General features: G+C 58.9%; 27 protein-coding genes. 21 read left to right on the top strand and 6 right to left on the bottom strand.

From position 1 onward, the window contains the following. Window positions 1-8 precede the first annotated feature (8 nt). The gene (locus KW846_RS21340; RefSeq protein WP_007977886.1) at window positions 9-401 is read left to right on the top strand and encodes a GFA family protein; all 393 of its coding nucleotides are present in this window, start codon (window positions 9-11) and stop codon (window positions 399-401) included. Window positions 402-514: 113 nt separating this feature from the next. Here the strand turns inward: KW846_RS21340 and KW846_RS21335 are convergent, their stop codons facing one another. Continuing rightward, complete coding sequence (locus tag KW846_RS21335) at window positions 515-853, bottom strand: hypothetical protein (protein WP_218484985.1); 339 nt, start codon at window positions 851-853, stop codon at window positions 515-517. A gap of 316 nt (window positions 854-1,169) precedes the next feature. Here KW846_RS21335 and KW846_RS21330 point away from each other — a divergent pair, with 316 nt between their 5' ends. Genes KW846_RS21330 through KW846_RS21310 form a run of 5 tightly spaced genes read left to right on the top strand, consistent with a single transcriptional unit; the run spans window position 1,170 to window position 6,213 of the window. Continuing rightward, window positions 1,170-2,642, top strand: a complete 1,473-nt coding sequence (locus tag KW846_RS21330; RefSeq protein ID WP_218484983.1) for a cytochrome c oxidase subunit II — start codon at window positions 1,170-1,172, stop codon at window positions 2,640-2,642. Between the two features lie 49 nt (window positions 2,643-2,691). Beyond that, on the top strand, window positions 2,692-4,467 hold the full coding sequence (gene ctaD / locus KW846_RS21325) for a cytochrome c oxidase subunit I (RefSeq protein WP_218484981.1): 1,776 nt from the start codon (window positions 2,692-2,694) through the stop codon (window positions 4,465-4,467). Then, complete coding sequence (locus KW846_RS21320; RefSeq protein WP_218484978.1) at window positions 4,464-5,156, top strand: cytochrome c oxidase subunit 3; 693 nt, start codon at window positions 4,464-4,466, stop codon at window positions 5,154-5,156. The genes ctaD and KW846_RS21320 overlap by 4 nt, the downstream gene beginning before the upstream one ends. A gap of 6 nt (window positions 5,157-5,162) precedes the next feature. Continuing rightward, the gene (locus KW846_RS21315; protein WP_218484976.1) at window positions 5,163-5,882 is read left to right on the top strand and encodes a heme-copper oxidase subunit III family protein; all 720 of its coding nucleotides are present in this window, start codon (window positions 5,163-5,165) and stop codon (window positions 5,880-5,882) included. A gap of 13 nt (window positions 5,883-5,895) precedes the next feature. Further along, complete coding sequence (locus tag KW846_RS21310; RefSeq protein ID WP_007977898.1) at window positions 5,896-6,213, top strand: cytochrome C oxidase subunit IV family protein; 318 nt, start codon at window positions 5,896-5,898, stop codon at window positions 6,211-6,213. 32 nt (window positions 6,214-6,245) lie between these two features. Here the strand turns inward: KW846_RS21310 and KW846_RS21305 are convergent, their stop codons facing one another. Both KW846_RS21305 and KW846_RS21300 read right to left on the bottom strand, forming a co-directional pair. Further along, window positions 6,246-6,806, bottom strand: a complete 561-nt coding sequence (locus KW846_RS21305; protein ID WP_218484973.1) for a magnesium transporter — start codon at window positions 6,804-6,806, stop codon at window positions 6,246-6,248. A 151-nt stretch (window positions 6,807-6,957) separates the two neighbouring features. Continuing rightward, complete coding sequence (locus KW846_RS21300; protein ID WP_007977903.1) at window positions 6,958-7,248, bottom strand: hypothetical protein; 291 nt, start codon at window positions 7,246-7,248, stop codon at window positions 6,958-6,960. Window positions 7,249-7,526: 278 nt separating this feature from the next. On the opposite strand from KW846_RS21300, the gene KW846_RS21295 reads away from it, so the two are divergent. After that, on the top strand, window positions 7,527-8,075 hold the full coding sequence (locus KW846_RS21295; protein WP_218484972.1) for a cytochrome b: 549 nt from the start codon (window positions 7,527-7,529) through the stop codon (window positions 8,073-8,075). Between the two features lie 13 nt (window positions 8,076-8,088). Here the strand turns inward: KW846_RS21295 and KW846_RS21290 are convergent, their stop codons facing one another. Further along, complete coding sequence (locus tag KW846_RS21290; RefSeq protein WP_218485159.1) at window positions 8,089-8,898, bottom strand: AraC family transcriptional regulator; 810 nt, start codon at window positions 8,896-8,898, stop codon at window positions 8,089-8,091. Window positions 8,899-8,994: 96 nt separating this feature from the next. On the opposite strand from KW846_RS21290, the gene KW846_RS21285 reads away from it, so the two are divergent. Together KW846_RS21285 and KW846_RS21280 are read left to right on the top strand one after the other, a co-directional pair. Next, entirely contained in the window at window positions 8,995-9,951 is a 957-nt protein-coding gene (locus KW846_RS21285; protein ID WP_218484970.1) for a threonine dehydratase, read from the top strand. A 111-nt stretch (window positions 9,952-10,062) separates the two neighbouring features. Next, on the top strand, window positions 10,063-10,758 hold the full coding sequence (locus tag KW846_RS21280; protein WP_305733738.1) for a tRNA (adenine(22)-N(1))-methyltransferase TrmK: 696 nt from the start codon (window positions 10,063-10,065) through the stop codon (window positions 10,756-10,758). Window positions 10,759-10,786: 28 nt separating this feature from the next. Here KW846_RS21280 and KW846_RS21275 read toward each other — a convergent pair whose 3' ends face one another. Continuing rightward, the gene (locus KW846_RS21275) at window positions 10,787-11,770 is read right to left on the bottom strand and encodes a GlxA family transcriptional regulator (protein ID WP_095966210.1); all 984 of its coding nucleotides are present in this window, start codon (window positions 11,768-11,770) and stop codon (window positions 10,787-10,789) included. Between the two features lie 197 nt (window positions 11,771-11,967). Between KW846_RS21275 and KW846_RS21270 the strand changes: the two genes are divergently transcribed. Next, the gene (locus KW846_RS21270; RefSeq protein ID WP_218484966.1) at window positions 11,968-12,759 is read left to right on the top strand and encodes a cysteine hydrolase; all 792 of its coding nucleotides are present in this window, start codon (window positions 11,968-11,970) and stop codon (window positions 12,757-12,759) included. Between the two features lie 100 nt (window positions 12,760-12,859). Here the strand turns inward: KW846_RS21270 and KW846_RS21265 are convergent, their stop codons facing one another. Further along, a complete protein-coding gene (locus KW846_RS21265; protein ID WP_218484964.1) occupies window positions 12,860-14,275 on the bottom strand; it encodes a DUF2252 domain-containing protein in 1,416 nt (471 codons plus the stop codon). Between the two features lie 691 nt (window positions 14,276-14,966). On the opposite strand from KW846_RS21265, the gene KW846_RS21260 reads away from it, so the two are divergent. The 11 genes from KW846_RS21260 to KW846_RS21210 all read left to right on the top strand — a co-directional run bounded on the left by KW846_RS21260 (window position 14,967) and on the right by KW846_RS21210 (window position 26,373). Then, complete coding sequence (locus KW846_RS21260; RefSeq protein WP_007977914.1) at window positions 14,967-15,614, top strand: hypothetical protein; 648 nt, start codon at window positions 14,967-14,969, stop codon at window positions 15,612-15,614. A 522-nt stretch (window positions 15,615-16,136) separates the two neighbouring features. Further along, a complete protein-coding gene (gene ltrA / locus KW846_RS21255; RefSeq protein ID WP_218484962.1) occupies window positions 16,137-17,558 on the top strand; it encodes a group II intron reverse transcriptase/maturase in 1,422 nt (473 codons plus the stop codon). 661 nt (window positions 17,559-18,219) lie between these two features. Next, on the top strand, window positions 18,220-18,660 hold the full coding sequence (locus KW846_RS21250; protein WP_218484960.1) for an Ohr family peroxiredoxin: 441 nt from the start codon (window positions 18,220-18,222) through the stop codon (window positions 18,658-18,660). 78 nt (window positions 18,661-18,738) lie between these two features. Further along, window positions 18,739-19,191 (top strand): Ohr family peroxiredoxin, encoded by a 453-nt coding sequence (locus KW846_RS21245; protein WP_218484958.1) that lies wholly within the window; start codon window positions 18,739-18,741, stop codon window positions 19,189-19,191. 126 nt (window positions 19,192-19,317) lie between these two features. Continuing rightward, entirely contained in the window at window positions 19,318-19,776 is a 459-nt protein-coding gene (locus tag KW846_RS21240) for a MarR family winged helix-turn-helix transcriptional regulator (protein WP_218484956.1), read from the top strand. A gap of 347 nt (window positions 19,777-20,123) precedes the next feature. Then, window positions 20,124-21,770, top strand: a complete 1,647-nt coding sequence (locus KW846_RS21235; protein ID WP_218484953.1) for a multiheme c-type cytochrome — start codon at window positions 20,124-20,126, stop codon at window positions 21,768-21,770. Between the two features lie 346 nt (window positions 21,771-22,116). Further along, on the top strand, window positions 22,117-22,794 hold the full coding sequence (locus tag KW846_RS21230; RefSeq protein ID WP_218484951.1) for a thermostable hemolysin: 678 nt from the start codon (window positions 22,117-22,119) through the stop codon (window positions 22,792-22,794). Then, window positions 22,784-24,265: an AMP-binding protein gene (locus KW846_RS21225; protein ID WP_218484948.1), complete on the top strand. Its 1,482-nt coding sequence runs from the start codon at window positions 22,784-22,786 to the stop codon at window positions 24,263-24,265. The genes KW846_RS21230 and KW846_RS21225 overlap by 11 nt, the downstream gene beginning before the upstream one ends. Beyond that, the gene (locus KW846_RS21220; RefSeq protein ID WP_218484946.1) at window positions 24,262-24,936 is read left to right on the top strand and encodes a TenA family transcriptional regulator; all 675 of its coding nucleotides are present in this window, start codon (window positions 24,262-24,264) and stop codon (window positions 24,934-24,936) included. The genes KW846_RS21225 and KW846_RS21220 overlap by 4 nt, the downstream gene beginning before the upstream one ends. Beyond that, complete coding sequence (locus KW846_RS21215; RefSeq protein WP_218484944.1) at window positions 24,923-25,732, top strand: SDR family oxidoreductase; 810 nt, start codon at window positions 24,923-24,925, stop codon at window positions 25,730-25,732. The genes KW846_RS21220 and KW846_RS21215 overlap by 14 nt, the downstream gene beginning before the upstream one ends. Beyond that, the gene (locus KW846_RS21210) at window positions 25,729-26,373 is read left to right on the top strand and encodes a tetratricopeptide repeat protein (RefSeq protein ID WP_218484942.1); all 645 of its coding nucleotides are present in this window, start codon (window positions 25,729-25,731) and stop codon (window positions 26,371-26,373) included. The genes KW846_RS21215 and KW846_RS21210 overlap by 4 nt, the downstream gene beginning before the upstream one ends. Window position 26,374 lies beyond the last annotated feature (1 nt).

Genomic DNA, 26,374 nt, shown 5'->3' with positions numbered 1-26,374 from the left:
GACACCCCATGGACCGATTCACCGGCGGTTGTTTGTGCGGCAAGGTGCGCCTAGTCGCATCGGGGCGCCCGTTCCGGGTTGGCGTTTGTCACTGTCTCGACTGCCGCAAGCATCATGGGGCACTGTTTCATGCGTCCGCGATATTTCATCAGGATGCGGTAACTATAGAAGGCGAAACACGTGACTACGCCGGGCGGCATTTCTGTCCGCACTGCGGTTCGTCCGTGTTCGCGCGCAGTGCCGACGAAATCGAAGTGAACCTCGGATCCCTGGATGCCCCGGACCAGCTGACGCCGACCTACGAGAGCTGGGTCGTGCGGCGTGAGGCCTGGCTGCCGGCGTTTGCGCTCACACGACGCTACGAGCGCGATCGGGATTCCACCGGGCGTTTCGAGGACTAGCGGGCATGCATTGTGGTACGCCAGGTCTTGAGGCTCCGGGTGTCCGGTTCAACGATCAGTGAGATTTCGGCACCGCACCGCGCAGAACGATCGATGCAGCGGATCTCTCGCCGCTACTCAAGCAACTGATCGATTAGCACCGCGTTGGTATAAATCAGGCTGCCATCGCTCGCACGATGCCCGACCAGATGAAACTGACCGCGTTCGTGGTGCAGATAGACACGCATCTGACAGTCGGACAAGGGCGCGTATCCCTCGGGCATGATCAATTCCATCGAGTCCATATCGACATCGACCATGGCTTCACGCTCGTGGGTCTTCTGCAGGCGCTCTTCGGCCTCTTCCAGACGGAGATGGAGAGGTCCGTCGACGTAGAAATGGACTTCCCCCATCGGGGTGGACTTTTGGTCGCCGCTGGTTTTGCACCAGCCTTCGATCGTCAGGGCACTCATGACGAAACCTCCCATGTGGATTGCTGGACTGTGTGGCTACCGTCCCTGCTCAATGTCACCACATTTGTTTGACGACGCTGCAAGGGCAGGGTTCGAACTTTGCAACCGCTTGCGGCCGAACTCAGCCATCCGTCATCAGCACTCAAGTATAGCTGGCAACCGGAACTCCCTTGCCGGCCTCACGGTACAAGCCGATCGCTCTATACTTCTTACTGACTTTAGCGCCCGGACGGGTGGTATTTGTCGGCCCTGCTTGGACGTCAGTGGCGATGCTTATTGCATAACCAATGAACAACAGGAATAGGATGAAGAGCAAATGGCAATAGCAATTGTCCTGATACTCATCGTTATTGCCTCCGTGCTATTCCACATACTGGCGCCCTGGCATGCGACAACGGCCGCTTCTAACTGGGGATCCATAGACACCACCTTGTTCATCACCCTGATCATCAGCGGAATATTTTTCATTGCCATCACGGGGTTCATGGCGGTAGCGGTGATTCGGTATCGTCACAAGGTGGGTGCCAGGGCGGCCTACCAGCCGGAAAACAAAAAACTGGAAACATGGCTGATCATCGTTACCTCGGCAGGCATCGCCGGGATGTTGGCGCCAGGCCTGGTTGTCTACAACGATTTCATCCGGGTGCCGAAAGATGCCTACGAACTTGAAGTGGTCGGCCAGCAGTGGCAGTGGGCCTATCGTTTTGCCGGGCAAGACACAAAGCTGGGCAAGTCGGATATCAGGTTTGTCGACGCCACCAATCCTCTCGGCCTTGATCCCAAGGATCCTGCAGGCCAGGACGATGTACTTGTCATGAATAATGAAGTTCGCCTTCCGCTCGATCGGCCGGTGAAAGTTTTATTGCGCTCTAAAGATGTCCTGCACGATTTCTATGTACCGCAAATTCGCAGCAAGATGGATATGGTGCCAGGGATGGTGTCGTACTTCTGGTTTACGCCGACTAAAACCGGAAAATACGAAGTCCTTTGCGCTGAATTTTGTGGCGTAGGTCATTACAACATGCGCGGGCATATGGTCGTGGAAGAGCAGGCCGTCTTCGATCAATGGCTAAAAGGCCAACCGACTTTTGCCCAGACATTGACCACAGCTGCCAAACCCGGTCGAGACAGCGTGCTGGAAAAAGGTCGTCAGTTGGTCGAGCAGCTAGGCTGCAAGGCCTGCCATAGCCAGGATGGCAGTGCCAGTCTCGGCCCGGGATGGAAGGGGCTGTACGGCCGCACTGAACAGCTTGCCGATGGCACCGGTGTGCTGGTCGACGAGGCCTACCTGAAAGAGTCGATTCTCGATCCGAAGGCCCGCCTGGTACAGGGCTACCCGCCGGTCATGGTGGCCTATACTCTCAAAGACGACGAACTGGGTGCTGTCATCGCCCTGATCAAATCGCTGGGTGCTGCCGGGCAAGACGATCAACCTTCGACCGGCGAAGCGTCGAGCCCGGGTGACGACCTGGTGGCGCAAGGGCAGCGACTGGCCGGGTCGCTTGGCTGTCTGGCCTGCCACAGTGTCGATGGCAACAAGGGCGTCGGCCCCAGCTGGCAGGGCCTGTTTGGCAAGACCGAAACCCTTGCCGACGATACGAGCGTAAAGGTCGATGAGGGCTATTTGAAAGAGTCGGTTCTTCATCCCAATGCCAAAATCGTCAAGGGCTATCCAGCCGTAATGCCGACGCTTGCTCCGAGTGACAAAGAACTGAATGCACTGATCGCTTTTATCAAATCCAAAGCGAATGCTGACGCTGATGCGACCAAGGCGGAGCCAGGGAAGTAGCCGTAAAGCAGCCAGAAACACACTGAAACTTCGGAACGAGGATGACGTGATGGCCTATGCGGAGCAAGCCGAAACAGAAGCACTGCACGAGCCCAAAAGCTTCCTGACCAAATACATCTGGAGTCAGGACCACAAGGTCATAGCCATTCAATACTCCTTGACGGCTCTGTTCGTGGGGCTTATCGCCCTGGTGCTGTCCGGCTTGATGCGCATGCAGATAGGCTTCCCCGGCAGTTTGGCGTTCATGGATGCCAATACTTACTATCAGGCGATGACCATGCACGGCATGATCATGGTCATCTACTTGCTGACGGCCTTGTTTCTGGGAGGCTTCGGCAACTATCTGATCCCGCTGATGGTGGGCGCCCGCGACATGGTCTTCCCCTATGTCAACATGCTCAGTTACTGGTTTTACCTGCTGGCGGTAGTGGTGTTGCTCAGCAGTTTTTTCGTCCCCGGCGGCCCCACGGGTGCCGGCTGGACGCTCTATCCGCCACAGTCCATCGCCCAGGGGACACCGGGCGTGGAGTGGGGCATTGTCCTGATGCTCGTCTCACTGGCGATTTTTATCGTCGCCGCCACCATGGGCGGGTTGAACTATGTCACCACGGTGTTGCAGGCGCGCACGCACGGCATGACATTGTTTCGCATGCCGCTCTCGGTGTGGGGCATTTTCATGGCCTCGATCATGGCCTTGCTGGCCTTCCCGGCGTTGTTCGTCAGCGCGGTCATGATGTTGTTTGACAAGCTGTTGGGCACCAGCTTCTTCATGCCGGCGATGGTCTCGCTGGGGCAGCAGCTCGATCACCAGGGTGGCAGCCCGATATTGTTCCAGCACTTGTTCTGGTTTTTCGGCCACCCGGAAGTCTACATCGTGGCTCTCCCTGCATTTGGCCTGGTCTCCGACCTGATCAGCACCCATGCGCGTAAAAACATCTTCGGTTACCGAATGATGGTGTGGGCCATTATTGCGATCGGGGTGCTGAGTTTTGTGGTCTGGGCGCACCATATGTATGTCAGCGGAATGAATCCGTACTTTGGCTTTTTTTTCGCCGTCAGCACCTTGATCATTGCGGTGCCGACCGCGCTGAAAGTCTATAACTGGGTACTGACCCTGTGGCGCGGCGACATCCATCTGACCGTGCCGATGCTGTTTGCCCTGGCCTTTATCGTCACCTTCCTGGTTGGCGGCCTGACCGGGTTGTTTCTCGGCAATGTGATCGTGGATATTCCGCTCTCGGACACCTATTTCGTCGTCGCCCATTTTCATATGGTCATGGGGGTCGCACCGGTACTGGTGGTGTTCGGCGGTATTTATCACTGGTTCCCGAAAGTCACCGGACGCATGTACAACGACACCCTGGGCAAACTGCATTTCTGGATTACCTTCCTGGGCACCTACGCCATCTTCTTCCCCATGCACTACCTGGGTTTCCAGGGTATGCCTCGCCGCTACTACGCCTATGAAAACTACGCGTTCATCCCGCAGTCGGCGCAAGAGCTGAATGCCTTCATTACCGTGGTCGCATTGACTGTCGGGGTTTCCCAGTTGCTGTTCCTGTTCAACATGGCCTGGAGTGCATTCAAGGGCAAGCCCGCCGGCAGTAATCCCTGGGGCGGGGCCAGCCTGGAATGGCAAACGCCGAACACCCCGCCGATACACGGTAACTGGGGAGAGAAGTTGCCGGTCGTGCATCGCTGGGCCTATGACTACAGCGTGCCGGGGATAGAACAGGATTTCGTGCCGCAAACAGTCTCCGCCGAGGAACTGGAGCACATGCGCCAACTCAATGCCGGAACCAAAATAGCGGACGTCAAGACATGAACAGACTGCTATTGAGAAACGCCGACGGCGCCGACCCCGGCGGCAGCTGGAATCGCGACCCTGAGGGTGTCCAGGACGCTGAGGGTGCCAATAGAAGTCAAATCGCAAGAGTGGGCCTGCGCTTGTTTCTGGTGGTGGTCAGTTCGTTGTTCTTGCTCTTCCTGATCGCCTTTGTTGCCCGTTCACAAATGGCCGATTGGCTACCCCTGACAGAGCCTTTGGCGCCGTTAGGCAATTTGCGGCCGCTATGGCTGAACTCGGCATTTCTGCTATTGAGCTGCATCGCACTGCAATGGTCGCGCATGGCCGCCAGACAGGCTCGACTGGGCGCAACCGTGGTTGGTTTTGCACTGGCGGGCGTCTTTGCAATTGCCTTTCTGGCGGGGCAACTCTGGGTCTGGCAGCAGTTTGTTGCCTGGGGCTACTTTGTCGCGAGCAATCCCGCCAACAGTTTTTTCTACCTGTTGACCGGGCTGCATGGGCTGCACCTGCTGGGCGGACTGATCGCCTGGTGCTGGATCGTCGCCAAATTTCTGCGTCATGTGCCGGTGGCGCAACTGAGCGCCAGCGTAGAGCTCTGTGCCATCTATTGGCATTACTTGCTGGGTCTCTGGTTCGTGCTGTTTGCTCTGCTGGCCAGCACGCCGCAAACCTATGAAGCCATCGCCAGATTCTGCGGCCTGAGGTGAAAAGCCATGGCATCGCATCCGCAAGCCCAAGTCCAAGTCGAGACCGGTTCATCCGATCCACCAGGCTTGCCACCCGCCCCGGGATGGCAAGGCATCGCCAGCGACTGGTCCACGGACAAAGAGGCCTTCAAGCAGGTGCCCTGGGGCAAGGCGATGATGTGGATCTTCCTGCTCAGCGATACGTTCATATTCACCTGTTTTTTAACCGGCTACATGTCGGTACGCATGACCATCACGACGGCCTGGCCGAACCCGAGTGAAGTGTTTGCCTTGACGATCGGAGGAAGGGAAATCCCGCTTATTCTGATCGCCATCATGACCTTTGTGCTGATCAGTAGCAGCGGCACCATGGCCATGGCCGTCAATTTCGCCTACCGCCGTGATCGCGCGAAAACGACTGCCCTGATGCTGGCGACCGCTGCCTTGGGTGTGACGTTCGTCGGTATGCAGGCATTTGAATGGAGCAAGCTCATTGCAGAAGGTGTGCGTCCGTGGGGGAACCCCATGGGCGCGGCGCAATTTGGTGCCAGCTTCTTCATGATTACCGGTTTTCACGGACTGCATGTGTCAATCGGCGCCATCTACCTCAGCATTGTGGCGCTCAAAGTATTGCGCGGAGATTATGAACGCTCCGGAAACTACCAGAACGTCGAGATCGCCGGGCTCTACTGGCACTTCGTGGATTTGGTGTGGGTGTTTATTTTTGCATTCTTCTATTTATGGTAGAGGAGGGCGGGTGATGGCACATGCTCAGGGTCAGCAACATCCAATCAGTTTGTACCTTAAAATCTGGGGGCTGTTATTCGTCCTCAGCACGCTGTCGTACCTGGTCGACTATTTCCACTTCCATGGCTACCTTCGGTGGTCCCTGATTATCACGTTCATGTTGTTGAAGGCAGGTTTAATTGTCTCCATCTTCATGCATATGGCCTGGGAGCGGTTGGCTATGGTCTACGCCATATTGGTGCCACCGTTGTGTTTGCTGGTGCTCGTCGGGCTGATGGCCACCGAGGCCGACTATATTTTCCTCAGCCGGGTCATTTTCTTTGGCCAGTAAGCCGATTGCGGATGGCCTTGAGTCTCCAGGCGCTAACCCGATATCACTCGCTTGAACTGATGCCATTTGTGCTGCCAGGCGACTGTCCAATGGGGGGCTGCCGCTCCAGTGCCGGCGATCTCCAGCTGTGGATGTTGTCTGATTACCTGATCCAGTACCGATTCCTGGTTCGGATCAACATCGACGAAGAAGATATGTTTGCCTTCGTTTACCACCTGTTTGAAGTTGCGGAAGTGAGTGTTGGGCATCTGGAACCCGAAAAAACCGCCTTCCCAGATGCAAAAGCCCAGGATGACAATGGAAAGGAAGATAAACGGCATCCAGCCTGCGGCGGATTCGGTCCAGCCCATCCAATAGGCGCCACCGAGAACCAGTGCCGCCAGTGGCAAACCGATCACCGCGCCTATCTCACCCGAGTGAACAGCATCCTGTTCCAATAACGAGTTGACCTCGTGGAGGTGATGTTGTTCGACATCGGCAACTTTTTCACTGAGCACATGTATCTGTTCAGAATTGATGCCGCTGGCTTCCAGTTCATATTCAACGGTTTCAAGATCGTTGAGATTGTCACTGATGTAATAGTGCCGATTCATGCCACACCTCCCGACTCGAATTTGCTGTAGACCTCCTTTGTCCGGCAGCGATTAACCTGGATTTGCAGTCGGTGTCTGAACCGTGGGGAACGTTGCACACTTCATGCAATCTGAAAAAAAGTATAGCACTCGCCATCCTGCGGACCGGTCGCTAGTTGATCTGCACAATGACCGGACCTTCCGTCACGATCGGTGGGTTCGCGCGGATATGCGAAGTGTTTTTCTGAATCCACTCACGGGCAACTTTCAGGCTCGCATCACTGCCGGCCTTGTCCTTGCAAACAGTGATCGAAGTACCACCATCACCCGTATTGAGCAGTGTGTAGCTTACGAGGCCAGGTACTGTCCGCAGGGTCGTTTCGATGTCGACGCTGCGCTCTTCCATAAACTCGAATAGCTGCTTGGCTCCAGCACCCAGGTAGGTTCTTATCACCGCATACATGGTCGTCTCCTTTGAGAGTACCGTCGTGATGCCAATACAGATCCGTTGCTGCTCCCCCGGGTTTCAGGTCGCCCTGATTCAATAAGCTTAGTCAAACGCCGGCGACAATCGACATGCAACGACCACCGGCCACATGGGGTCGATTTCGACCTGTCCGATCGAAAGCGAAACACGAGCTACATCAAACATTTCGATGTGTTTAAGCAACATTTCACGGTTTTTCCGATAATACCATGTCGCGATAATCCTCCTTCAAAAGTGACGGGCAGGACAGTGAGATGGCGAAGGAAGGAAGTTATACCGGTACAGCCAAGTGGCTGCATTGGGGCATGGCCTTGGTCTGGCTGGGTGCCTGGGTTATCGGAATTGTGGCGACGCATTGGCGCGACGAATTCAATGCCCACCATGAACTCACCTACGTGCACAAGGCGATGGCCAGCACGCTTTTGTTTCTCATCGTCGTGCGTATCGCCTGGCGACTGAGTCACCCGGCACCGGCGCTACCCGATTCGATGAGCCCGACGATGAAGCGTGGTGCACTGGTCGGGCATGTGCTGCTGTACGCCGTGGCCCTGATCGGGCTGCCGTTGTCCGGCTGGTACTGGAGCTCGGTCGCTGACAAACCCGTCATGGTGGCGGCGCTGTTCGTGCTCCCGCCAATCGTTGACCCCGATCAAGGCCTGTACGATCTGGCAAAGGCGGTTCACACCTACATGTCGTGGTTGTGCGGCGCGCTGGTGGGGGGGCATCTGCTGGTTGCGCTCAAGCATCACTTCGTTGAAAAGGATGATGTGCTCAAGGGCATGCTGCCCGCCCGCGACCGCTGATTTTCCTGCCGTTTCATTGTCGACGCAATTGCACCGGACTCACGCCAAGGCGTTGCCTGAAGGTGGTCGCCATGTGCGCCTGGGAATTGAAACCGCAGGCGTAGGCGATTTCAGCCAGCGTGGCGGTCGAGTCGCGCATCAGGGCGCGGGCCCTGGCCAGGCGTCGGTCGATCAGATAAGCATGGGGGCTTTTGCCGGTGGTGTTTTTGAAGGCCCGCATGAAGTAGCCTTCGGACAAGCCAAGCAGGCTCGCCATCGCCGGTACGCTCAACGGGCCATCGAGGCCTGCGTCAATGAACTCATCGAGCAAGCGCATCCGGCTGCCGGTTATCGAGCCTTGGGGCAGTGTCGACACGGCTTCGCTGGCCGTCGCGCGCTCGGACAATGCCAGTGCCCAGGCCTCCCAGTCGTCCTCCACGCCAGCGTGCAACAGCGCGGCGCGCATGCGCCATGCGAGGGCCGTGGCCTGCCGGTCGATGCGATTGTTGAAGGCGCGATCCCCCTCCAGCGCCATACCGTCAGTGCGTATCACCCGCAGATATTCACCCCCCTTGGGCGATTCGGATAACACGTCACACCCCACCGGAACGAACGCCAGGCCGTTGGGCAGGGCATCGAAGGGTTGTACCCGGTCGCTGCCGATCGCGTGCAGGCCTCGCTGGCTGTCGAAGGCAAAGCCGATTCCCGCCTGGGTCGCTACGTATCGGGTTGCGTAGGCGCAGCCGGGGAGCAATTCGATCGCCCAGGGGCCGGCCTCGATGCGGCGGACCGGTTCGGACAGCAGGGGGGGATGCAGGCGGTTTCGATGGCTCATGAGCACCATAGTAGTGAAGAGGGCACACAAAAGTCAGGTCGGTTTTTTGAAAGCCTGCGTACTGCGCTCTTGTTCAGACTGGGCAAAATCCCGGGGAGACAACTCATGCACACACTGACTCGCGAAGACATCGAACAGGCCGCACGCAACGTTTACCAGGTCATGCCCGCCACCGCCCAGTACCCTTGGCCGTTGTTGGCCCGCCGTTTGGGTTGCACGGTGTGGGTCAAGCACGAAAATCACACGCCTACCGGTGCTTTCAAAGTGCGCGGCGGCATCACGTTCATGCACTGGCTCAAACGCGAGCATCCGGGCGTGAAGGGCATTGTCAGCGCGACCCGCGGCAACCATGGCCAGAGCCTTGCACTGGCGGCTGGCGCACTGGGTTTGCGGGCGCTGATCGTCGTGCCGCAAGGCAACTCGGTCGAAAAGAACAACGCCATGCGCGGCTTTGGCGCTGAAGTGGTCGAGTATGGCCGCGATTTCGATGATGCCCGGGAAGAGGCGGCACGGCTTGCGCAGGAGCACGACCTGTTCCTGGTGCCGCCGTTTCACACCGAGCTGGTCAAGGGCGTCGCCACCTGTGCGCTGGAGTTGTTCAACGCTGCGCCGGATCTGGATACCGTCTATGTACCGATCGGCTGTGGATCGGGGATTTGTGGCGTGATCGCCGCCCGCGATGCCCTGGGCCTCAACACCCGGGTGGTGGGCGTGGTTTCCACAGAGGCGGCGGCCGCACAGTTATCGTTCGACACCGGCGCCCTGTGCGAAACCGCCTCGGCGACCACCTTTGCCGACGGTCTGGCCGTACGCAAGCCGGTGCCTGAGGCCTTTGCCATCTATGCCGCAGGTGCGGCGCGGATCGTTGCGGTCAGTGACGCGCAGATAGCCGAGGCCATGCGCGTGTATTACACCGATACCCACAACCTGGCGGAAGGGGCCGGTGCGGCGGCGCTGGCGGCGCTCATTGCCGAGCGTGAAGCCATGTCGGGAAAAAGGGTGGGGGTGATTCTGTCCGGCGGAAACGTCGACAGATCGGTGTATGCGGGCGTGATTGCGTGAAGGGGGGTTGTAACCTGGTCGCATAAATTTGAAATGCTCGGCATTGCCCGACACAATCGCGCCCCGTTCCGGCCAAAGGCGCCGGACGTTCGTGGTGAGAAGGGGCTGCAGTTGAACGAACAGACATTGTCCATGCGCCTGGAACGCGTGGCGGCGCATGTGCCGGCCGGTGCGCGCCTGGCCGATATCGGCTCGGATCACGGCTACCTGCCGGTGGCGTTGATGCGCCGTGGCGCCATCACCGCGGCGGTGGCCGGGGAGGTGGCGTTGACGCCGTTCCGCGCGGCCGAACGCACCGTGCGCGAGAACGATCTGGAACAACGGATCAGCGTGCGCCTGGCCAACGGCCTGGCGGCAATCCTGCCGGGAGACGGGATCACGGCGATCAGCCTCTGCGGCATGGGCGGCGAAACGATCCGCGACATTCTCGACAGCGGCAAGGCGTACCTGAGCGGGCAGGAGCGCCTGATCCTGCAACCCAACGGCGGCGAGCAGCCACTGCGCCTGTGGCTGATGGAAAATGGCTATCGCATCCGCTGCGAGGAAGTGCTGCGGGAAAATCGTTTCGACTACGAAATCATCGTCGCCGAGCGCGCCGGGCCGGTGATCTACACCGCAGAAGAGTTGTACTTCGGCCCGCTGCAGTTGCAGACCCGCAGCCCGGCGTTCCTGGTCAAGTGGCAACGCAAGCTGCGCCAGAAGCAGAAGACCCTGAGCCAGTTTGGCGGGGCGCAGCGGGCCGTGCCTGAGGAAAAGGTGCAGGACATCGCGCGCCAGGTCCGGTGGATCGACCAGTTGCTGGCCTGATTCTGTTGCGCAAGGCACGCGTCTGCGCTTACGCGGGCAATGGATCGCCCTTGTTCCCGGCCCCTTTGGCCAGACGGGCGCTGCGCCGCAGTTCCTGCGGCGTGCGCCCGACGACTCGCACGAAACTGCGCAGCATGTGATCGGCATCGCCGAATCCGAAGCACCTGGCGATCTCCTCGAACGTCTGGTGCCCGTCTTCGACCAGCGGCCGTGCCGACTCGATTCGCAGGCGTTCGATAGCTTTAGCCGGCGTCACCCCGACCGATGCCGCGAACACGCGGCCAAACTGGCGCACGCTCATATGGGCAACGTCTGCCAGGCGTTCAACCGACAGATCATCACGCAGATGATCGCGCACGTAGCTCAGCACCGTGCGGATCCGGTCCGAGCCCGGGTCGAAATCCAGCAGCGAAGAGAACTGGTACTGACCACCCGGTCGCCGGTAGTAAACCACCAGCATGCGTGCGACAGCGCGTGACACTTCCTTGCCCAGGTCCTGCTCGATCATCGCCAGGGCCATGTCGATGCCGGCCGACATGCCGGCGGACGTCCAGACATTGCCGTCTTCGGTCCAGATTCGATCACCGTCCACGCGCAGCGCCGGATAGCGTGCCTGCAATTGCGGCGCGTAGTTCCAGTGCGTGGTCGCGACACGACCGTCGAGCAGGCCGCTTTCGGCCAGCAGGAAGGCGCCCGTGCAGACGCTGGCAGTGCGGCGCGCGCGCGGGGACATCTGCCGTATCGCCGCTGCCATCGGCATCATCCTGTCATCGATCGGGGCGGTGGGTGCGCCGACGATGATGAGCGTGTCGAGCGGGTCGACAACCTGCAGGGCTTGCGTCGCGACTTGCACGCCGCTCGAAGCTTCGATCAATCCGCCTTCAAGGGACGCGACCGTGAATCGATAGCCCGAGGGGCGCGCACGGCTGGCGTTGGAGAAGGCTTCGAGCGGGCCGCTCAAATCCAGCAGTACGAACCCCGGGTAGACCAGGAAACAGATGTGACGTTGCATGAACGGAGCGCCCAAAGTCTGCATGGGAGGGGAGCCATGGTACGCGCTTGCCGTCTGCAAGGTCAGGGGCGCGCATCAAGCCCGTAAACCTCACGCGAGATGGCTGCGCCTGTCGGCCGAAATCCAGGGATTAATGTCCATTTGCTGATGCTTTCTCGCCGTACCGTACATGCCCCCCCCACATTGAGGACGTGCAAATGACCTTCAACACAATTCAAGCCGCGAGAATGATCTCCTGCGCCACGTTGCTGTCGGCTTTCCTGATAGCCTCCGGCGTTGGCTTCGCCGCAGAGAACCCTTACGCCGATCCGGCCAAACCCGCGCTCCCGGCCTCCACCTTCGAATGGGATTCCAGTCGAACCGCGCTGGTCGTTATCGACCCGCAGATCGACTTCATGAGCCCGGAGGGGGCGGGCTGGTCGGTCTTCAGACAGAGCGTTACCGAGCAAAACCTCGTGCCGAACCTGAGCCGGCTTTTCGCGGCGTTCAAGCAGGCCGCAGCGACGGTAGCCATCTCGCCGCACTACTACTATCCCCACGATCATGAATGGGAGTTCGAGGCGCCGGCGGAGACCGTGCAGCACAAACTGGGGCTCTTCGATCGCAAGGGCGCCCTGACGCTGGATGGATTCCGCAATTCGGGTGCCGACTTCATGAAGGAGTTCAAACCTTTCATCGAAGACGGCAAGACTATCGTCGCCTCACCGCACAAGTTGTATGGCCCGCAAAGCAACGACCTGATGCTGCAGTTGCGCAAGCAGCGGATCGACAAGATCATCCTGGCCGGCATGGCATCCAACCTGTGCGTCGAATCGCACCTTCGCGAGTTTCTGGAGCGCGGTTTCGAGGTGGTTGTGGTACGTGATGCCATCGCCGGCCCGAAGCTGCCTGACGGCGACGGGTACGGTAGCGCGCTGGTCAATTTCCGCTACATCGCCAACGGCGTGATGACCACAGACGACGTCGTGAAAAAACTGGAAGGGCGCTGATCTGCGGTATTCTCCATCCGCTGACCAGGCACGGGGGCCCTTGAGGCTTCCGTGCCTGATGACTGACTTTGATTGATCCATGAGCGATGGATCGGCCTCATCACTCTTCTTCCCTGAGTGCCTGGATCCGCCCTGACTTTTCTGCTGCCAGCAGTGCGGCATGGTCTTTCGCATTTTGATTGGCATAGGCAATGGAGAATTTGCCGATGGCCTGGTCGAAGGAGTCCGTCTTGCCCAGGTAGCCACTGATGAGCGCGGCATCTCCGGATTTGGCATGGGCACGGGCCAGGGTTTGCCCGCACCACTCGGCGTACATCTTCATTCTTGCGGCGCAAACGCCTTCGATGGGGGCTGACATTTTCATGTCGCGCAACTGGCGTACAAAGAAATGCCGGCCATTTTGTCCGCGTGTCCAGCCCAGAAAGATGTCGCTGGAGGACTGCATCAGCCGCTGCCCCGTGACCACACGCTGCCCCTGGTTCTCGAATTCGCTGTCGCCTGCAAAAGGCGCCAATACCGAGGGGCAGGCTTCCTTGAACTGCAGGAGCAAGGGGTTGTTTTCCGCAGAAAAGAACAGGCCGACGAAACAGTAGGTACCCACGCTGCCAATGCCGACAGCCTTGACGGCAACGTCTTCGAGGCGGTACCGATCGAAGAGCACACGTCGTTCATGGGGCAGCGACAAACGATATTCCTGCAGTGCGATACGCACTCGCTGCTTGAAGTCCTTTTCGTACACATGAAAAAGCAAGGGCGGTTGATCGATCAGTCGCCGTCGACCGCCGACTTCGCTGCTGATCTTGGGGTAGAGGTAATCCCCCAGACGCATCTTCGCCTTTGCCACCACTTGCTCGCGAATTTTCCTGATCTGGGCATTGGGCGCCATGTCGATGATCGCTTGGGCATCCAGACGGTCATACCAGACCTCCAGCGGGCCCATTTTCGAGAATTTGCGCAGGCCCTCGCGGTAAGCACAAACGCATTTGACGGCAATGCCCCGTGCCTCTTTATCGGTGAGCCGGTTATCGCGTGCCGCCACGACAAAACTGATTGCCAGGCGTTTGACGTCCCATTCCCAGGGGGCAGGGAGTGTTTCGTCGAAATCGTTGATATCAAAAATCAGATTGCGCTCAGGTGTCGCGAACAATCCGAAGTTCATCAGGTGACAGTCCCCGCAGGCTTGCACCTCAATGCCTGTGGTTGGAGTAGTGGCCAGGTCATGGACCATCAAACCCGCAGAACCACGTAAAAAGGTGAACGGGCTGCGCAGCATCCGGCCGTAGCGCAGCGGCACCAGGTTTGGCAGTCGATAGCGGTTGGACTCTTCGAGGCGTTCGATAGGGTCGCGGTGTTTGCCCGGCGGTTTCCATTCGCCGTGAACCGAATGGGGCAAGCGTTCGCGTATTTGCTCGCCTGCGAACAGGCGCTCCTTGCGCGAGAGAAAGACTGACTCGTCTGCGCTGTCGTCCGATTGTTTTGCCAGGCCATCGGCAGCCTTGCTTTTGCGGGGGGGCATGCCCACTCCTTTGCTCAACGAAGGCTGACTCCCTCGGGCACAGGATCTGCTAATGCGACTGTTCCATCAGCCTTCAGGGTGACCTGCACTGGTGTTTCGCAAAGAGTCGAAGCCGTTGTTGAAGCGTAGCAGTTCCGTTCCGGGATGCTGTATTGCCAGCATTGAATGGCGCGGCTGCGTGGGAGCCAAATTTCGCAGTTTGCAGGGGCAAACGGTGTGAGTTCCGCGCGAAATCCGCTTTTTTTTCCGGCACGGAAAGTGAAACGATTCAGCCGCTTTGCAACGGTGGTTTCAGCCAATGAAACCGGCCTTTTGAGGGGGCGTCGACAGTACCGTTTGTCGTGGTTTTTGTTCGAAAAATGAACAATTGGGGTATTCTGCGCTCTGATCTTCCAGCAGGCGGATCCCTTGAGCTTCGCACTGCACTCCCTAGTAAAATGGACGTATACCTCATCTGCATTGAATGGAATGCACATGGGGATTTTTTTTACCTGAGACCTGGAGTGATAGTATGACGTCATCACTGACTCGCGGGGCGAGTCGCTCTCTCTTGTAATACCCAAACTAATTTAGTCGCTTCAATCAATGTGAACTTTGATTGTGCAGGCGTGGATAATTCATTCGCGAGCCTGGGGCATGGTCACTTCACACTGCCGCAATAAGTGGAGATGTATACGTGGATATTAATACAATGATCGGCCTGCTTGGCCAGAAAGAATCCATGGAGTTTATGCGTTTAGGAGTTGTATACGTACACCTGTTGGCTTGCTGTGTAGCGATTGGCCTGGTGTTTGCCAGCGATGTCGCAATGGTCAAGGATTTGTTGAAAGGCCGTGTGTCCTCCGGGCACGATAATGATCATATGGCCAGTTTGCAGAAGTCTGTTTCCAATGCGTTGCTATTTTTGTGGATCACCGGTGCAGCGATTATAGGTATTGATTACCTTGATAAAGGGATGACTTATTTTGCCAACCCGAAACTTCAAGCCAAAGTTATTATTGTCCTGTTGCTGACATTCAACGGCATGCTCTTGCACCGCTATGTATTGCCCGCCATGCTCAAGGCCGGTTCCTTGCTTGACCTGCCTATCAATGTGCGAATGTTTGCCCTGTTCTCTGGTGCACTGTCGGGCGTTTCCTGGCTGTATGCCGCGATGCTCGGTGTTGGCCGACCGCTGGCCTGGAAATACTCGTTGACCGAGTTGCTGATGGCCTATCCGGTATTGATCGTGCTCGGCTTTGCGACGATGGTGGCGCTGACCCAGTGGGCGCGCAATCGCAACGCGGCAGCGCCGGCTGAAGAGACTACCTGGCTGTTCGCTGGAATTCCTGCGCGTTGAACTGACGAAAGTCCAGGTGAAGACGGGTGAAACCGTTAGAACCCTGAAAACACCAGACCCCCTCCCTGTGAGGGGGTTTTTTTTTTTTTTGGGGGGTGCGCCAGGCATGGCGCGTTGCGCGCAAGCGCAACCAGCTTGGCTGTGGTGGCCTCGCTGGTGACTTGGAGGTGAAAGTCCTCTACACACCCGGCAAGGGGAAGTGTTAGCCAGAGGCAAGGGTGTCGCGGGCGACCGCGAATCTGAAGGAAGCCCGAGGCAAAATGCTGGCCTGACGAACAGGAAGCGGATAGAGGCGGCGCAGTGGGGTGAGACGGCCCAAATCGTCAAAGCCCAATACTTGCACGGGACGCTGTGACGTAAATCCGACAGGCATAAGCAGGAAGGTCGCGCGAATTACCCTGGGAGATCTGTACGTTTGCCACAGTGCTACCGAGCGTCGAGAGGCGACGGGATGAGCGTGCAGAAGTCAGCCGAGGCCGTAGTAAGTGGTGAATAACCGCGCCACCAAGGGCCGAACAGGTTATGCCGCCAGTAGGCGTCAGAGTCTCGTCGAATGTCGAAAAGCAGAAATTTCTCCGAGGGAGAACTGTGACCCTTAGTTCCGGACAGAATCCGCGGGCGACGGCTGGCAGTGCACAGGCATCGGCGGCGTCTGTGGCGTGGACGAAAGCGGAGCCGGACACGCTGATGGCGCGGGTGCTTGCACCGGCCAACCTTAAGCGTGCGTATCAACGGGTAGTCAGCAACAAGGGTGCACCGGGTGCCGATGGTATGACGGTCGACCAATTGGCGGGCTACGTGAAACAGTATTGGCCGATCCTCAAGGCTCGGTTGCTGGCCGGCGAGTATCACCCGCAAGGTGTACGCGCCGTCGAAATCCCCAAGCCCAAAGGCGGCACCAGACAGCTGGGTATCCCCTGCGTCGTGGACCGCTTGATCCAACACGCACTGCTGCAACAGCTCACGCCGATCTTCGACCCGCTGTTCTCGGACTCCAGCTACGGCTTTCGTCCGGGCAGAAGCGCTCACCAAGCCATTGAAACAGCCCGCGCCCATGTGGCGACGGGGCACCGCTGGTGCGTGGAACTTGATCTTGAGAAGTTCTTTGATCGAGTCAATCACGACATTTTGATGGCCCACATAGAGCGTCAAATCGAAGACAAGCAGGTGCTCACGCTCATTCGCCGCTATCTCGAGGCTGGAACGATGTCAGGCGGTATCGCCAGTCGACGACAGGAAGGGGCGCCGCAAGGCGGCCCGCTCTCGCCGTTGCTGTCGAACATCCTGCTCAACGAACTCGACCGCGAGTTGGAACGACGGGGTCATCATTTCGTGCGTTATGCCGATGATGCGAACATTTATGTGCGTAGTCATCGTGCTGGTGAACGAGTGATGGTCAGCGTCGAACGGTTCCTGAACCGGCGCTTGAAACTAAGCCTCAATCGGGAAAAGAGCCGAGTGGCACGGCCTTGGGTCTGTGATTATCTGGGTTATGGGATGAGCTGGCACCAACAGCCGAGGCTGAGAGTGGCGAGCATGAGCCTGCATCGCTTACGCGACCGACTCAGGGAACTGCTGCGTCGGGTACGGGGCCGCTCGATGACGTATGTCGTCGAACGGATAAACCCCGTGCTGCGTGGTTGGGCTGGCTACTTCAAGCTAAGTCAGAGCAAACGGCCACTTGAAGAACTGGACGGCTGGGTGCGTCACAAACTTCGCTGTGCCATATGGCGTCAATGGAAGCGGCCCTCCACGAGGGCGCGCAACCTGATGCGTCTGGGGCTCAACGAAGCACGTGCCTGTAAATCTGCGTTCAATGGCCGGGGCCCATGGTGGAACTCGGGAGCGCCACATATGAATCAGGCACTACCGAAGAAGCTATGGGATCGACTTGGGCTGGTCTCGATACTGGATACGATCAACCGGCTTAGCCGCATAACCTGAACCGCCGTATACGGAACCGTACGTACGGTGGTGTGAGAGGACGGCGGCTGTGAAGCCGCCTCCTACTCGATGTGTTCATGCAGTTCCGGGGAACACCGAGAACTGTAGGAGCCCGCCGCGATCGGCCTCGTTGTTTGGTGGTGCACGTGCTCCCCTGTAGGAGCTGCCGAAGGCTCGGGCCGCGTTCGGACGATCTTTTGATCTTGATCTTCAGCAATCTCCAGATCGCAAAAGCAAAATCAAAAGATCGCAGCCTCCGGCAGCTCCTACAGATATTTCGCTATCTGTGTTCCCCCCGGTTGTCCGCTCATCCCTTGGTTCGGCGAGGGGGAGGGCAGCTCGGTCGGCCGCGAACCTGCCGCTCATCGCCAAGGCATAAAATAAGCTTTGACATCATTGGGGCTTTGGATGAATATTCATCTATCGCATGCGATCTAGTCGAATACGACAACAAATACAGGCAACCCTTGCCGTTTGGAGATTCAGCCATGAACACCGGAAGCCGCCGCACCCTGTTGATCGCTACCGCTCAAGCTTCCCATGGCCACAACGGCAACAACTGGATCGTTGCACAGGCCAATTGAGGAACGTTGTCTTTTTGAATGCCATAAACATCGTATGCGATACAATCGCACGAACTTTAAACCCTGAGGAAATCCCCATGAGCAAAATCGAAAAAGTACTGGTTACCGGCAAAACCCACACCACCCGCAGCAATGTCGGCGGTCACGACGGCAACCTCGATATCATCCTGTCGTCACCGGGTTCCACCCAGCCAGCCCACGTCTTTGCCGCCACACAGCCGCATCCGAAAGCCGAGCAACTGTTCGCCGGGGCCTGGTCGGCCTGCTACACCGCAGCAGTGGGGCTGGTGGCACAGGAACGCAATATCGTTTTGCCGGCGGACATGACCGTCGACATTGAAGTGGACCTGGGCCAGACTGGTCCGGCCTACTTCCTTCAGGCCCGACTGACCCTGCGCGTGCCAGGGCTGGCACAGGATGTCGCGACCGAACTGGCGCACATCGCCGACTCCATCTGCCCTTACTCCAAAGCGACACGCGGCAATATCGATGTTGCCCTGAACGTGATCACGGCGTGACGCGCGGACGCATTACAAATATCGCATACGATGCAAGCGCATACGAATATAACTGATTGTAATCCTGAGGAAATCATCATGAGCAAGATCGAAAAAGTACTGGCCAGCGGCAAAACCCACACCACCCATAACAGCGCGGGCAATACGTCGCGTGGTCACAACGGCAACCTCGACATCGTGCTGTCGTCCCCCGGCAGCGACACACCGGCACACGTGCTGACCGCCGTTCAGCCGCACCCGAAAGCCGAGCAACTGTTCGCCGGAGCGTGGTCGGCCTGCTACATCGCAGCGGTGGGGCTGGCCGCCCAACAAATGAAGGTGACACTGCCGACCGACACGGCTGTCGACATTGAAGTCGATCTGGGCCAGACCGGCGCGGCCTACTTCCTCCAGGCCCGACTGACCTTGCGCGTGCCTGGGCTGGAGCATGGGGTGGCGACCGAACTGGCCCACAACGCCGATGCCATCTGCCCGTACTCCAAGGCCACACGCGGCAACATTGATGTTGACATCAATGTCTTGACGGCCTGACCCGCAGCACGGCCGGCTCAACGGGGATGTTCCCGGTGAGCCGGTCGTCGGTGTTTATGCGCACTTCCGATACCATCGCGTACGACGTATAGTTCGGTCTCGCAAGACTGCCCCCTGAGAACGTCCATGAAAAACACCGACAAGACATCCGCCCTGGATCTGAAACTCTCCGACTTCCTGTGTTTTGCCGTCTATTCCACCAACCTGGCCTTCGGCAAGGCCTACAAGCCGATGCTCGAACGGCTCGGCCTGACCTACACGCAATACATCACCCTGGTCGCGCTGTGGGAGGAAGACAATCAGACCGTCGGCAGCCTTGGCGAAAAGCTGTTTCTCGAATCCAACACCCTCACGCCGATCCTGAAGAAGCTCGAGGCGATGGGTTATCTGCTGCGCCAGCGCGATCCGGAAGACGAACGCCAGGTGCGGATCAATCTGACAAAAGAGGGCCGAACACTGCGTGAAGGCCTGCGCGAAGACGGCTTCCCGCAAACCGGCCTCGATCCAGACGAGTTCGTGCAAATGCAGAAGGCCATCGTGAAGTTACGGGGCAATCTCATCCGGACGACGAAAGACAGGGAGTAAGGGGGATCGACTCAAGGCGGTGAGTGGCCCCCGATTTCGGTGTGAGCATCCCCACAAACGGGGCGCTATTCCCCAGCGGCATTCACGCCAGTATCAGCACGGCATTTCAACTTTCGACGAATGTTTGCAGGGACCTTCCGCTCATCGCACATATTTTGTTACTGCAATGGCAGGGTAATTGCTGAATGAGCTTGTCCCGTTCATGAAAGGTCCGCGTCGGCAAGCTGTGGAGCTGTAAGTACCCATTGAGTGATTGCATGTAACCATCGGTTTGCATCACGAAATACCCCTGGCGACTCAATAGAAGTACTGCAGTCATCCTCTGCGAACCGTCCAGAGGAAATGCTATGAGCCACTCCAGATCAACGTGTGCACAGTTAGCGCTGCATGGGCTATCGGCCTTGATTGTTCTATGGACGATCAGCGCCGGGTCTTACATGGCAATGTTCAACGTACCGCCAGGCGTCAAGCTGGCTATTGTCGACTTGAACATTTCCCTGGTGACATTGTTCATACCGTTGTTCCTGGCGCTCAGGCCTCTGGCTCGCCGTATTTTGTTCTTTCTGGCCTGCCTGCTGACGGTGACGCTGGTGGCGGCCGACGAACCCCAGAGCAGTAACAATCAGGGCAATGACAATCAGAGCAATGAGAAGTGGCTGGAGCCGGCACGCTCCCGGCTCATGCATGTGAATGGCGGGATGCCGTTCTTCCCGCACCGGGCCAATACCACCGGTAACCTGGTCTTGAATGTGAAGGACTTCGACAATGCCCAGGTCTGTGGCGCTTGTCATACGGAGATCTACAAGCAGTGGCGCTCGTCGATGATGTCCCAGGCCTGGGATGAACCCATCTATCGGGCCTTGCTCAAGCGTGCGAGTTCGGCCACCGAGGGCAAGGTCGATAACTTCTGCACCGGTTGCCATACACCGATCGGTCTCACGACCGGGCAGATCACCTCGCAAGTCAACCGCTCCTCGGTTGAAGACAGCGCGAAGAACACTCCGATGCCCGGGGTCGATTGTGAGACCTGCCACAACATCAGTGCCCGCACGGGCCTGGACAACGGCGCCTATGTTCTGAGCCCCCGGGCGCACGGCAAACCGACCAAGTTCGGCCCGCGCAAAGACGCCGTCTCGCCTTATCACGACACGGTGTACTCGGCTTTGCACACCCGCTCGGACTTTTGCGGCACCTGCCACAACGTCACGCACCCGTTCAGCAGCGTGGCGGTGGAGCGCACCTATGACGAATGGCAGGAGAGCACCTACAGCCTTAACGATGTCACCTGCCAGAGCTGCCACATGCCGGGTTTCAAGGGCAAGGCCGCGATCATGGGGCCGGATCGCGAGGAGGTCGCCTCGCATTGGTTCAGCGGGGCCAACGCGATGATGCTCAACCATCTCGGTCAGGATGAGGGCGCACAACGGGCTCGCAACATGCTCGCGCGCGCGGGGGAAATAACCTTCGAGCAATTGCCGGCAGCGATCGTTGCCGGGCAATACACCTCGGTCGCCGTCAAGGTTTCCAATGTCGGCGCAGGGCACAAGCTGCCGACCGGCTTTCCGGAGGGCCGGGAGATGTGGATCGATTTCCGCGTGCAGGATGCCACGGGGCGCGAGATCTACCGGCTGGGCTCGATCAAGGACGGCAAGACCGAAGTCAACACGCGAAATTTCAAGGTGCACATAGGCGACAAGGACGGCAACCCGCTGGACGTCGAGGTCTGGAATGCCACGCAAATTCTCTCGGACAACCGCATTCTGCCCAAGGGCTACGATATCGGGGAGTTCTCCTTCCTGGTGCCGGCCGACGCCGTCGGCCCGCTGACCCTGACGGCCGACCTGAACTACTGGCCGTTTTCACAGAAGCTGGCTGACTACTTGCTCGGCAAGGACAAGGTGCAGGTGGAAATCACCCGGATGGGCAACGTCACGCAGAGCGTACCCCTGTCGACCAGCCTGCCGGTTGCCGGGGCGGATACGGCGCACTTTTAACCGCGCAGCGTCGGCGGCCCGGGAGACCGTAGGAGCAGCCGGTCGACGCTCGATTGCTGGCGATGGACTCAAGTGCGCTGCGTTCATCCAGGTCACACGCGTTATCGTTAACGACCATCGCAGCCTGCGGCAGCTCCTACAGGGTATCGGGTGCGTCTGTAGGAGCTGCCGAAGGCTGCGATCTTTTGATCTTAAGCGATTCCGAAACCGCTAAAAGATCGCAGGCCGCGCTTTTTTGCTTTGCTCGCGCAGCAGGCCCCTGAAGAGAACCGTTTTGTCACCTTCAGACTTCGTTAAGAATTGTTTTTGATACTGCTCCCCAATTGATCCGGGGAGATGTTTTTCAATGTCCGATTTCAACTGGAACGTTCAGTTGCCGCTGCGCTTTGGCCTGACCGAAGCACAGCAGATGCATCTTGTCAGGGCCTTGCCGGACACCCCGCAAAGGAGTGTCTTCGAAGCCTTTATCCAGCAACGGTTTCGCAGGGCCCACGGCGCCGATGTTCGCCACTTCATGCCGGAGCTGTTTGGCATGAGCGATGCGTCCGGCACGCTTTGCGCTGTGGTTGGCGCGCGTCTGGCGAGCAGCGGACCGCTGTTTCTGGAAGGTTATCTGGACGAGGCGATCGATCCACTGATCAGTGCCGCGGCCGACCACACCGTAAGCCGCTCAGCCATCGTCGAGGTCGGCAACCTGGCTGCCAGCGACACCGGCAGCGCGCGGATGAGCATCATCGCCATGACCTACCTGCTGGCCATGGGGGGACTGGAATGGGTCGCCTTCACCGGAAATCTGGGGCTGGTCAATAGCTTTCATCGCCTTGGCTTGAAGCCCGTGACCCTATGTGCTGCTGATCCGGCACGCCTGGGCGACGACCGCCACGCCTGGGGCAGCTACTACGAAAGCAAACCCTGGGTTCATTTCGGCAATATCCGCTCCGGGTTCATTCATTTGCGCAACATCGGCCTGTTCAGTCGCCTGGGTTTGCCGACCTCCATTGAAGGGGCCTGCCATGTCGCCTGAAATAGAGCGTTTCAAACAGACCCTGGGTAATCATGCTGAGCAAAAAGCCAACGCCATTGCCTTGTGGGACGACCATCGCAAGCTCGACTACGCCACGCTCTATACCGAGGTCATTTATCGTCAACAGCGCCTGCGCGATGAAGAGGTCAGGGTAGTCGCCCTGGCCCTGGACAATGGTAGCGAAGCCCTGCTATGGGACCTGGCCGCGCTGTTCGAGGGTTTGACCTGCGTGGCCTTGCCGCCTTTTTTCAGTCTGGCGCAACGCCAGCATTGCCTGGAGCAAAGCCAGGCCGAACACGTCATTGCCGAACCGTCATTGCAGGAAGAGCTACAAGCCGCTGGATATCAGCAGTGCGGCGAGTTCTGGCACCGCACGTTCAGTGGCCCCAGCCGGATGCCTGAAGGCACCGCGAAGTTGACCTTCACCTCGGGCACCACAGGCACACCCAAGGGCGTGTGCTTGAGTGCCGACAGCATTCTGCGGGTCGCTCGCGAGCTGGACCTGGCCAGCCAACCCACCGACCCGCAACACCACCTGGCGCTGCTGCCGCTGGCCATTTTGCTGGAGAACATCGGTTGTTACGCCGCGCTGTATGCCGGGGCCACCTTGAGCCTGCCCAGCCAGAAAACCCTGGGAATTGCAGGCGCCAGCGGTGTGGAAGTGCCGAAACTGTTGGGTTGCCTGGCCAGCCGGACACCCCAGAGCCTGGTCCTGGTGCCGCAGTTGTTGCTGATGCTGGTCGGTGCTGCCGAGCAGAAGGCTTTCGATCCACGGCACTTGCGTTTTGCCGCCGTGGGCGGTGCCCGGGTCAGTGAAGCTCTACTGCATCGCGCTGAACGCGTGCGCATACCCGTCTATGAAGGTTACGGGCTGTCCGAGTGCGCATCGGTGGTGTGCCTCAATCGCCCGCAAGCTCGGCGACCCGGCAGTGTCGGACGGCCATTGCCCCATGTGGAGATTCGCCTGGCGGAGGACGGAGAAGTGCTGATCAAGGGGTCGACCTTGCTGGGCTATCTGGGAGAGGCGCCGCACACCGCCCAGTGGTGGCCCAGTGGCGATCTCGGCGAGTTCGACGCCGAAGGTTTTCTCTACCTCAAGGGACGCAAGAAGCATCAGTTCGTGACCAGTTTCGGGCGCAACGTGAACCCCGAATGGGTGGAAGCCGAATTGACCCAGCGCGGGCCTATTGCCCAGGCCTTCGTCTATGGCGAGGCGATGCCCCACAACCATGCGCTGCTGTGGCCGCATCGCCCGGATTGTACCGACGAACAACTGGCCGCCGCCGTGTCCCAGGCCAACGAGGCCTTGCCCGAGTACGCCCAGGTCCGCCACTGGAGTCGGCTCGACCAACCCTTTACCGCCACCAACGGTTTGCTCACCGCCAATGGCCGGCCCCGCCGTGACGCCATCATCGAGCGCTACCGGCGGCAATTGACCGAATCTGCATTTTCCGAGGAATCCGCACCATGAGTTTTTTTGACACGTTGCAGCAAGCCACTGAGCAAGAACGCAATGAGTTGTTCAACCTGCCGATCATCCGTGATGCGCTGCAGGGCGACGTCAGCCTGGAAAGTTACCGGGCCTTTCTGGCACAGGCCTATTACCACGTGCGCCATACCGTGCCGTTGATGATGGCCTGCGGAGCGTGCCTGCCTTCGCGCCTGGAATGGCTGCGCAAAGCGGTCTGTGAATACATCGAGGACGAATACGGCCACGAACAATGGGTACTCAATGACATTCAAGCCTGCGGCGGTGACAGGGACGCTGTACGCGATGGGCGCCCGTCATTGCCGATCGAATTGATGGTCAGCTTCCTCTACGACCTGATTGCCCGGGACAACCCGGTGGGACTGTTCGGCATGGTCAACGTGCTTGAAGGCACGAGCATCGCCTTGGCGACCCACGCCGCCGGCAGTATTCGCCAGCGCCTGGACTTGCCGGAAAGCGCTTTCAGCTACCTCAGCTCCCACGGTTCGCTGGATATCGAACACATGCAGACTTACCGTCGACTGATGGACACCCTGGATGACCCGCACGACCAGGCCGCCGTCATTCATGCCTCCAAAGTGGTGTACCGGCTTTACGCCGATATGTTTCGTGGCTTGCCGCGTAACGGGGAGAACCTGCATGCGCCTGTCTGAAGCCCGCGTCGTGTTGACCGGTGCCAGTGGCGGCATCGGCCTGGCCATCGCCACTGCACTGTGCGCCAGTGGTGCCCAAGTGCTGGCCGTGGCTCGTCATCGGGAGCCCCTGGTGCCGCTGTTTGAACTATATCCCGATAATTTGTGTTGGGTCCGTGCGGACCTGACATTGCTGTCCGACCGCCGCGAAGTGTTGGCGCGGGCCCAGAACATCGGCGGCATCAACCTGCTGATCAATGCCGCCGGGGTCAACCATTTCGCCATGCTCGAACAGCTCGGCGACAGTGAGATCAATTCGATGCTCGCGGTGAACATCAGTGCGCCGATGTGCCTGACAAAACTGATGTTGCCACTGCTCAAGCAAGCCGACAGTGCGATGGTCGTGAACGTCGGTTCGACCTATGGCTCCATTGGCTACCCCGGCTACGCCAGCTACTGCGCCACCAAGTTTGCCCTGCGCGGGTTCTCCGAAGCCCTGCGCCGAGAGCTGGCGGACACCCGAGTCAGTGTGCTTTACGTCGCCCCGCGAGCGACCCGTACCGGCATGAACAGCCCGGCAGCCCAAGCGCTCAATGATGCGCTCAAGGCCAATGTCGACGATCCGCAAACCGTGGCGGCGGCGGTGATTCACGCCATTGCCGGTGACCGTCGCGACTTGTACCTGGGCTGGCCCGAGCGTTTTTTTGTACGCCTGAACAGCTTCCTGCCCCATCTGGTGGACCGTGGTTTGCGCAAGCAATTGCCACTGATTCGCCGCCTGAGCCAGAAACCCGACCAGGAGAATCTCGAACCATGAAAAAGATCATCGCTTGCCTGCTGCTGGGCGCATTGAGCCAGAGTGTCTGGGCGCTGGATGCTGCCGACCAGCAGCGTCTCAACGGTATCCAGCAAAGCTGGGCGCACATTCAGTACGAGTTGCCCGAGGGACAACGCACTGCGGCTTTTGAAAAGCTGGCCGCCCAGGCTTCGAGCTTCAAGCAGGAGCGCCAATCGGTGGCGGAGGCGTGGATCTGGTCTGGCATCGTCACCAGTAGCTGGGCGGGCGCCCAGGGCGGGCTGGGTGCGCTGAGCAAGGTCAAGGATGCCAAGGCCGATCTGGAAAAAGCCCTGGCCCTGGACCCCAAGGCCCTGCAAGGCTCAGCCTATACCAGCCTGGGGGCCCTGTATGACCGCGTACCGGGCTGGCCCATCGGTTTCGGCGATTCGGACAAGGCCGAGCAGTTGCTCAAGCTGGCATTGCAAATAAACCCCAACGGCATCGACAGCCTGTACTTCTGGGGCGATCACCTCTACCGTCAGAAGCGGTATGTCGAAGCCAGGGCAGCGTTGCAAAAAGCCTTGCAGGCTGCGCCCCGACCTGGCCGCGAGAGCGCTGATGCCGGGCGCCGCAAGGAGATCGAAGCGCTGTTGGTGGACGTGAACAAGAAACTCGGCTGAC

It is taken from the genome of Pseudomonas sp. PDM32 (assembly GCF_019219225.1).
Classification (GTDB): Bacteria; Pseudomonadota; Gammaproteobacteria; order Pseudomonadales; family Pseudomonadaceae; genus Aquipseudomonas; species Aquipseudomonas laurylsulfatiphila.
Note: the sequence above shows the minus strand (reverse complement) of the source record. Positions and strands in the feature narration are given on the sequence as shown.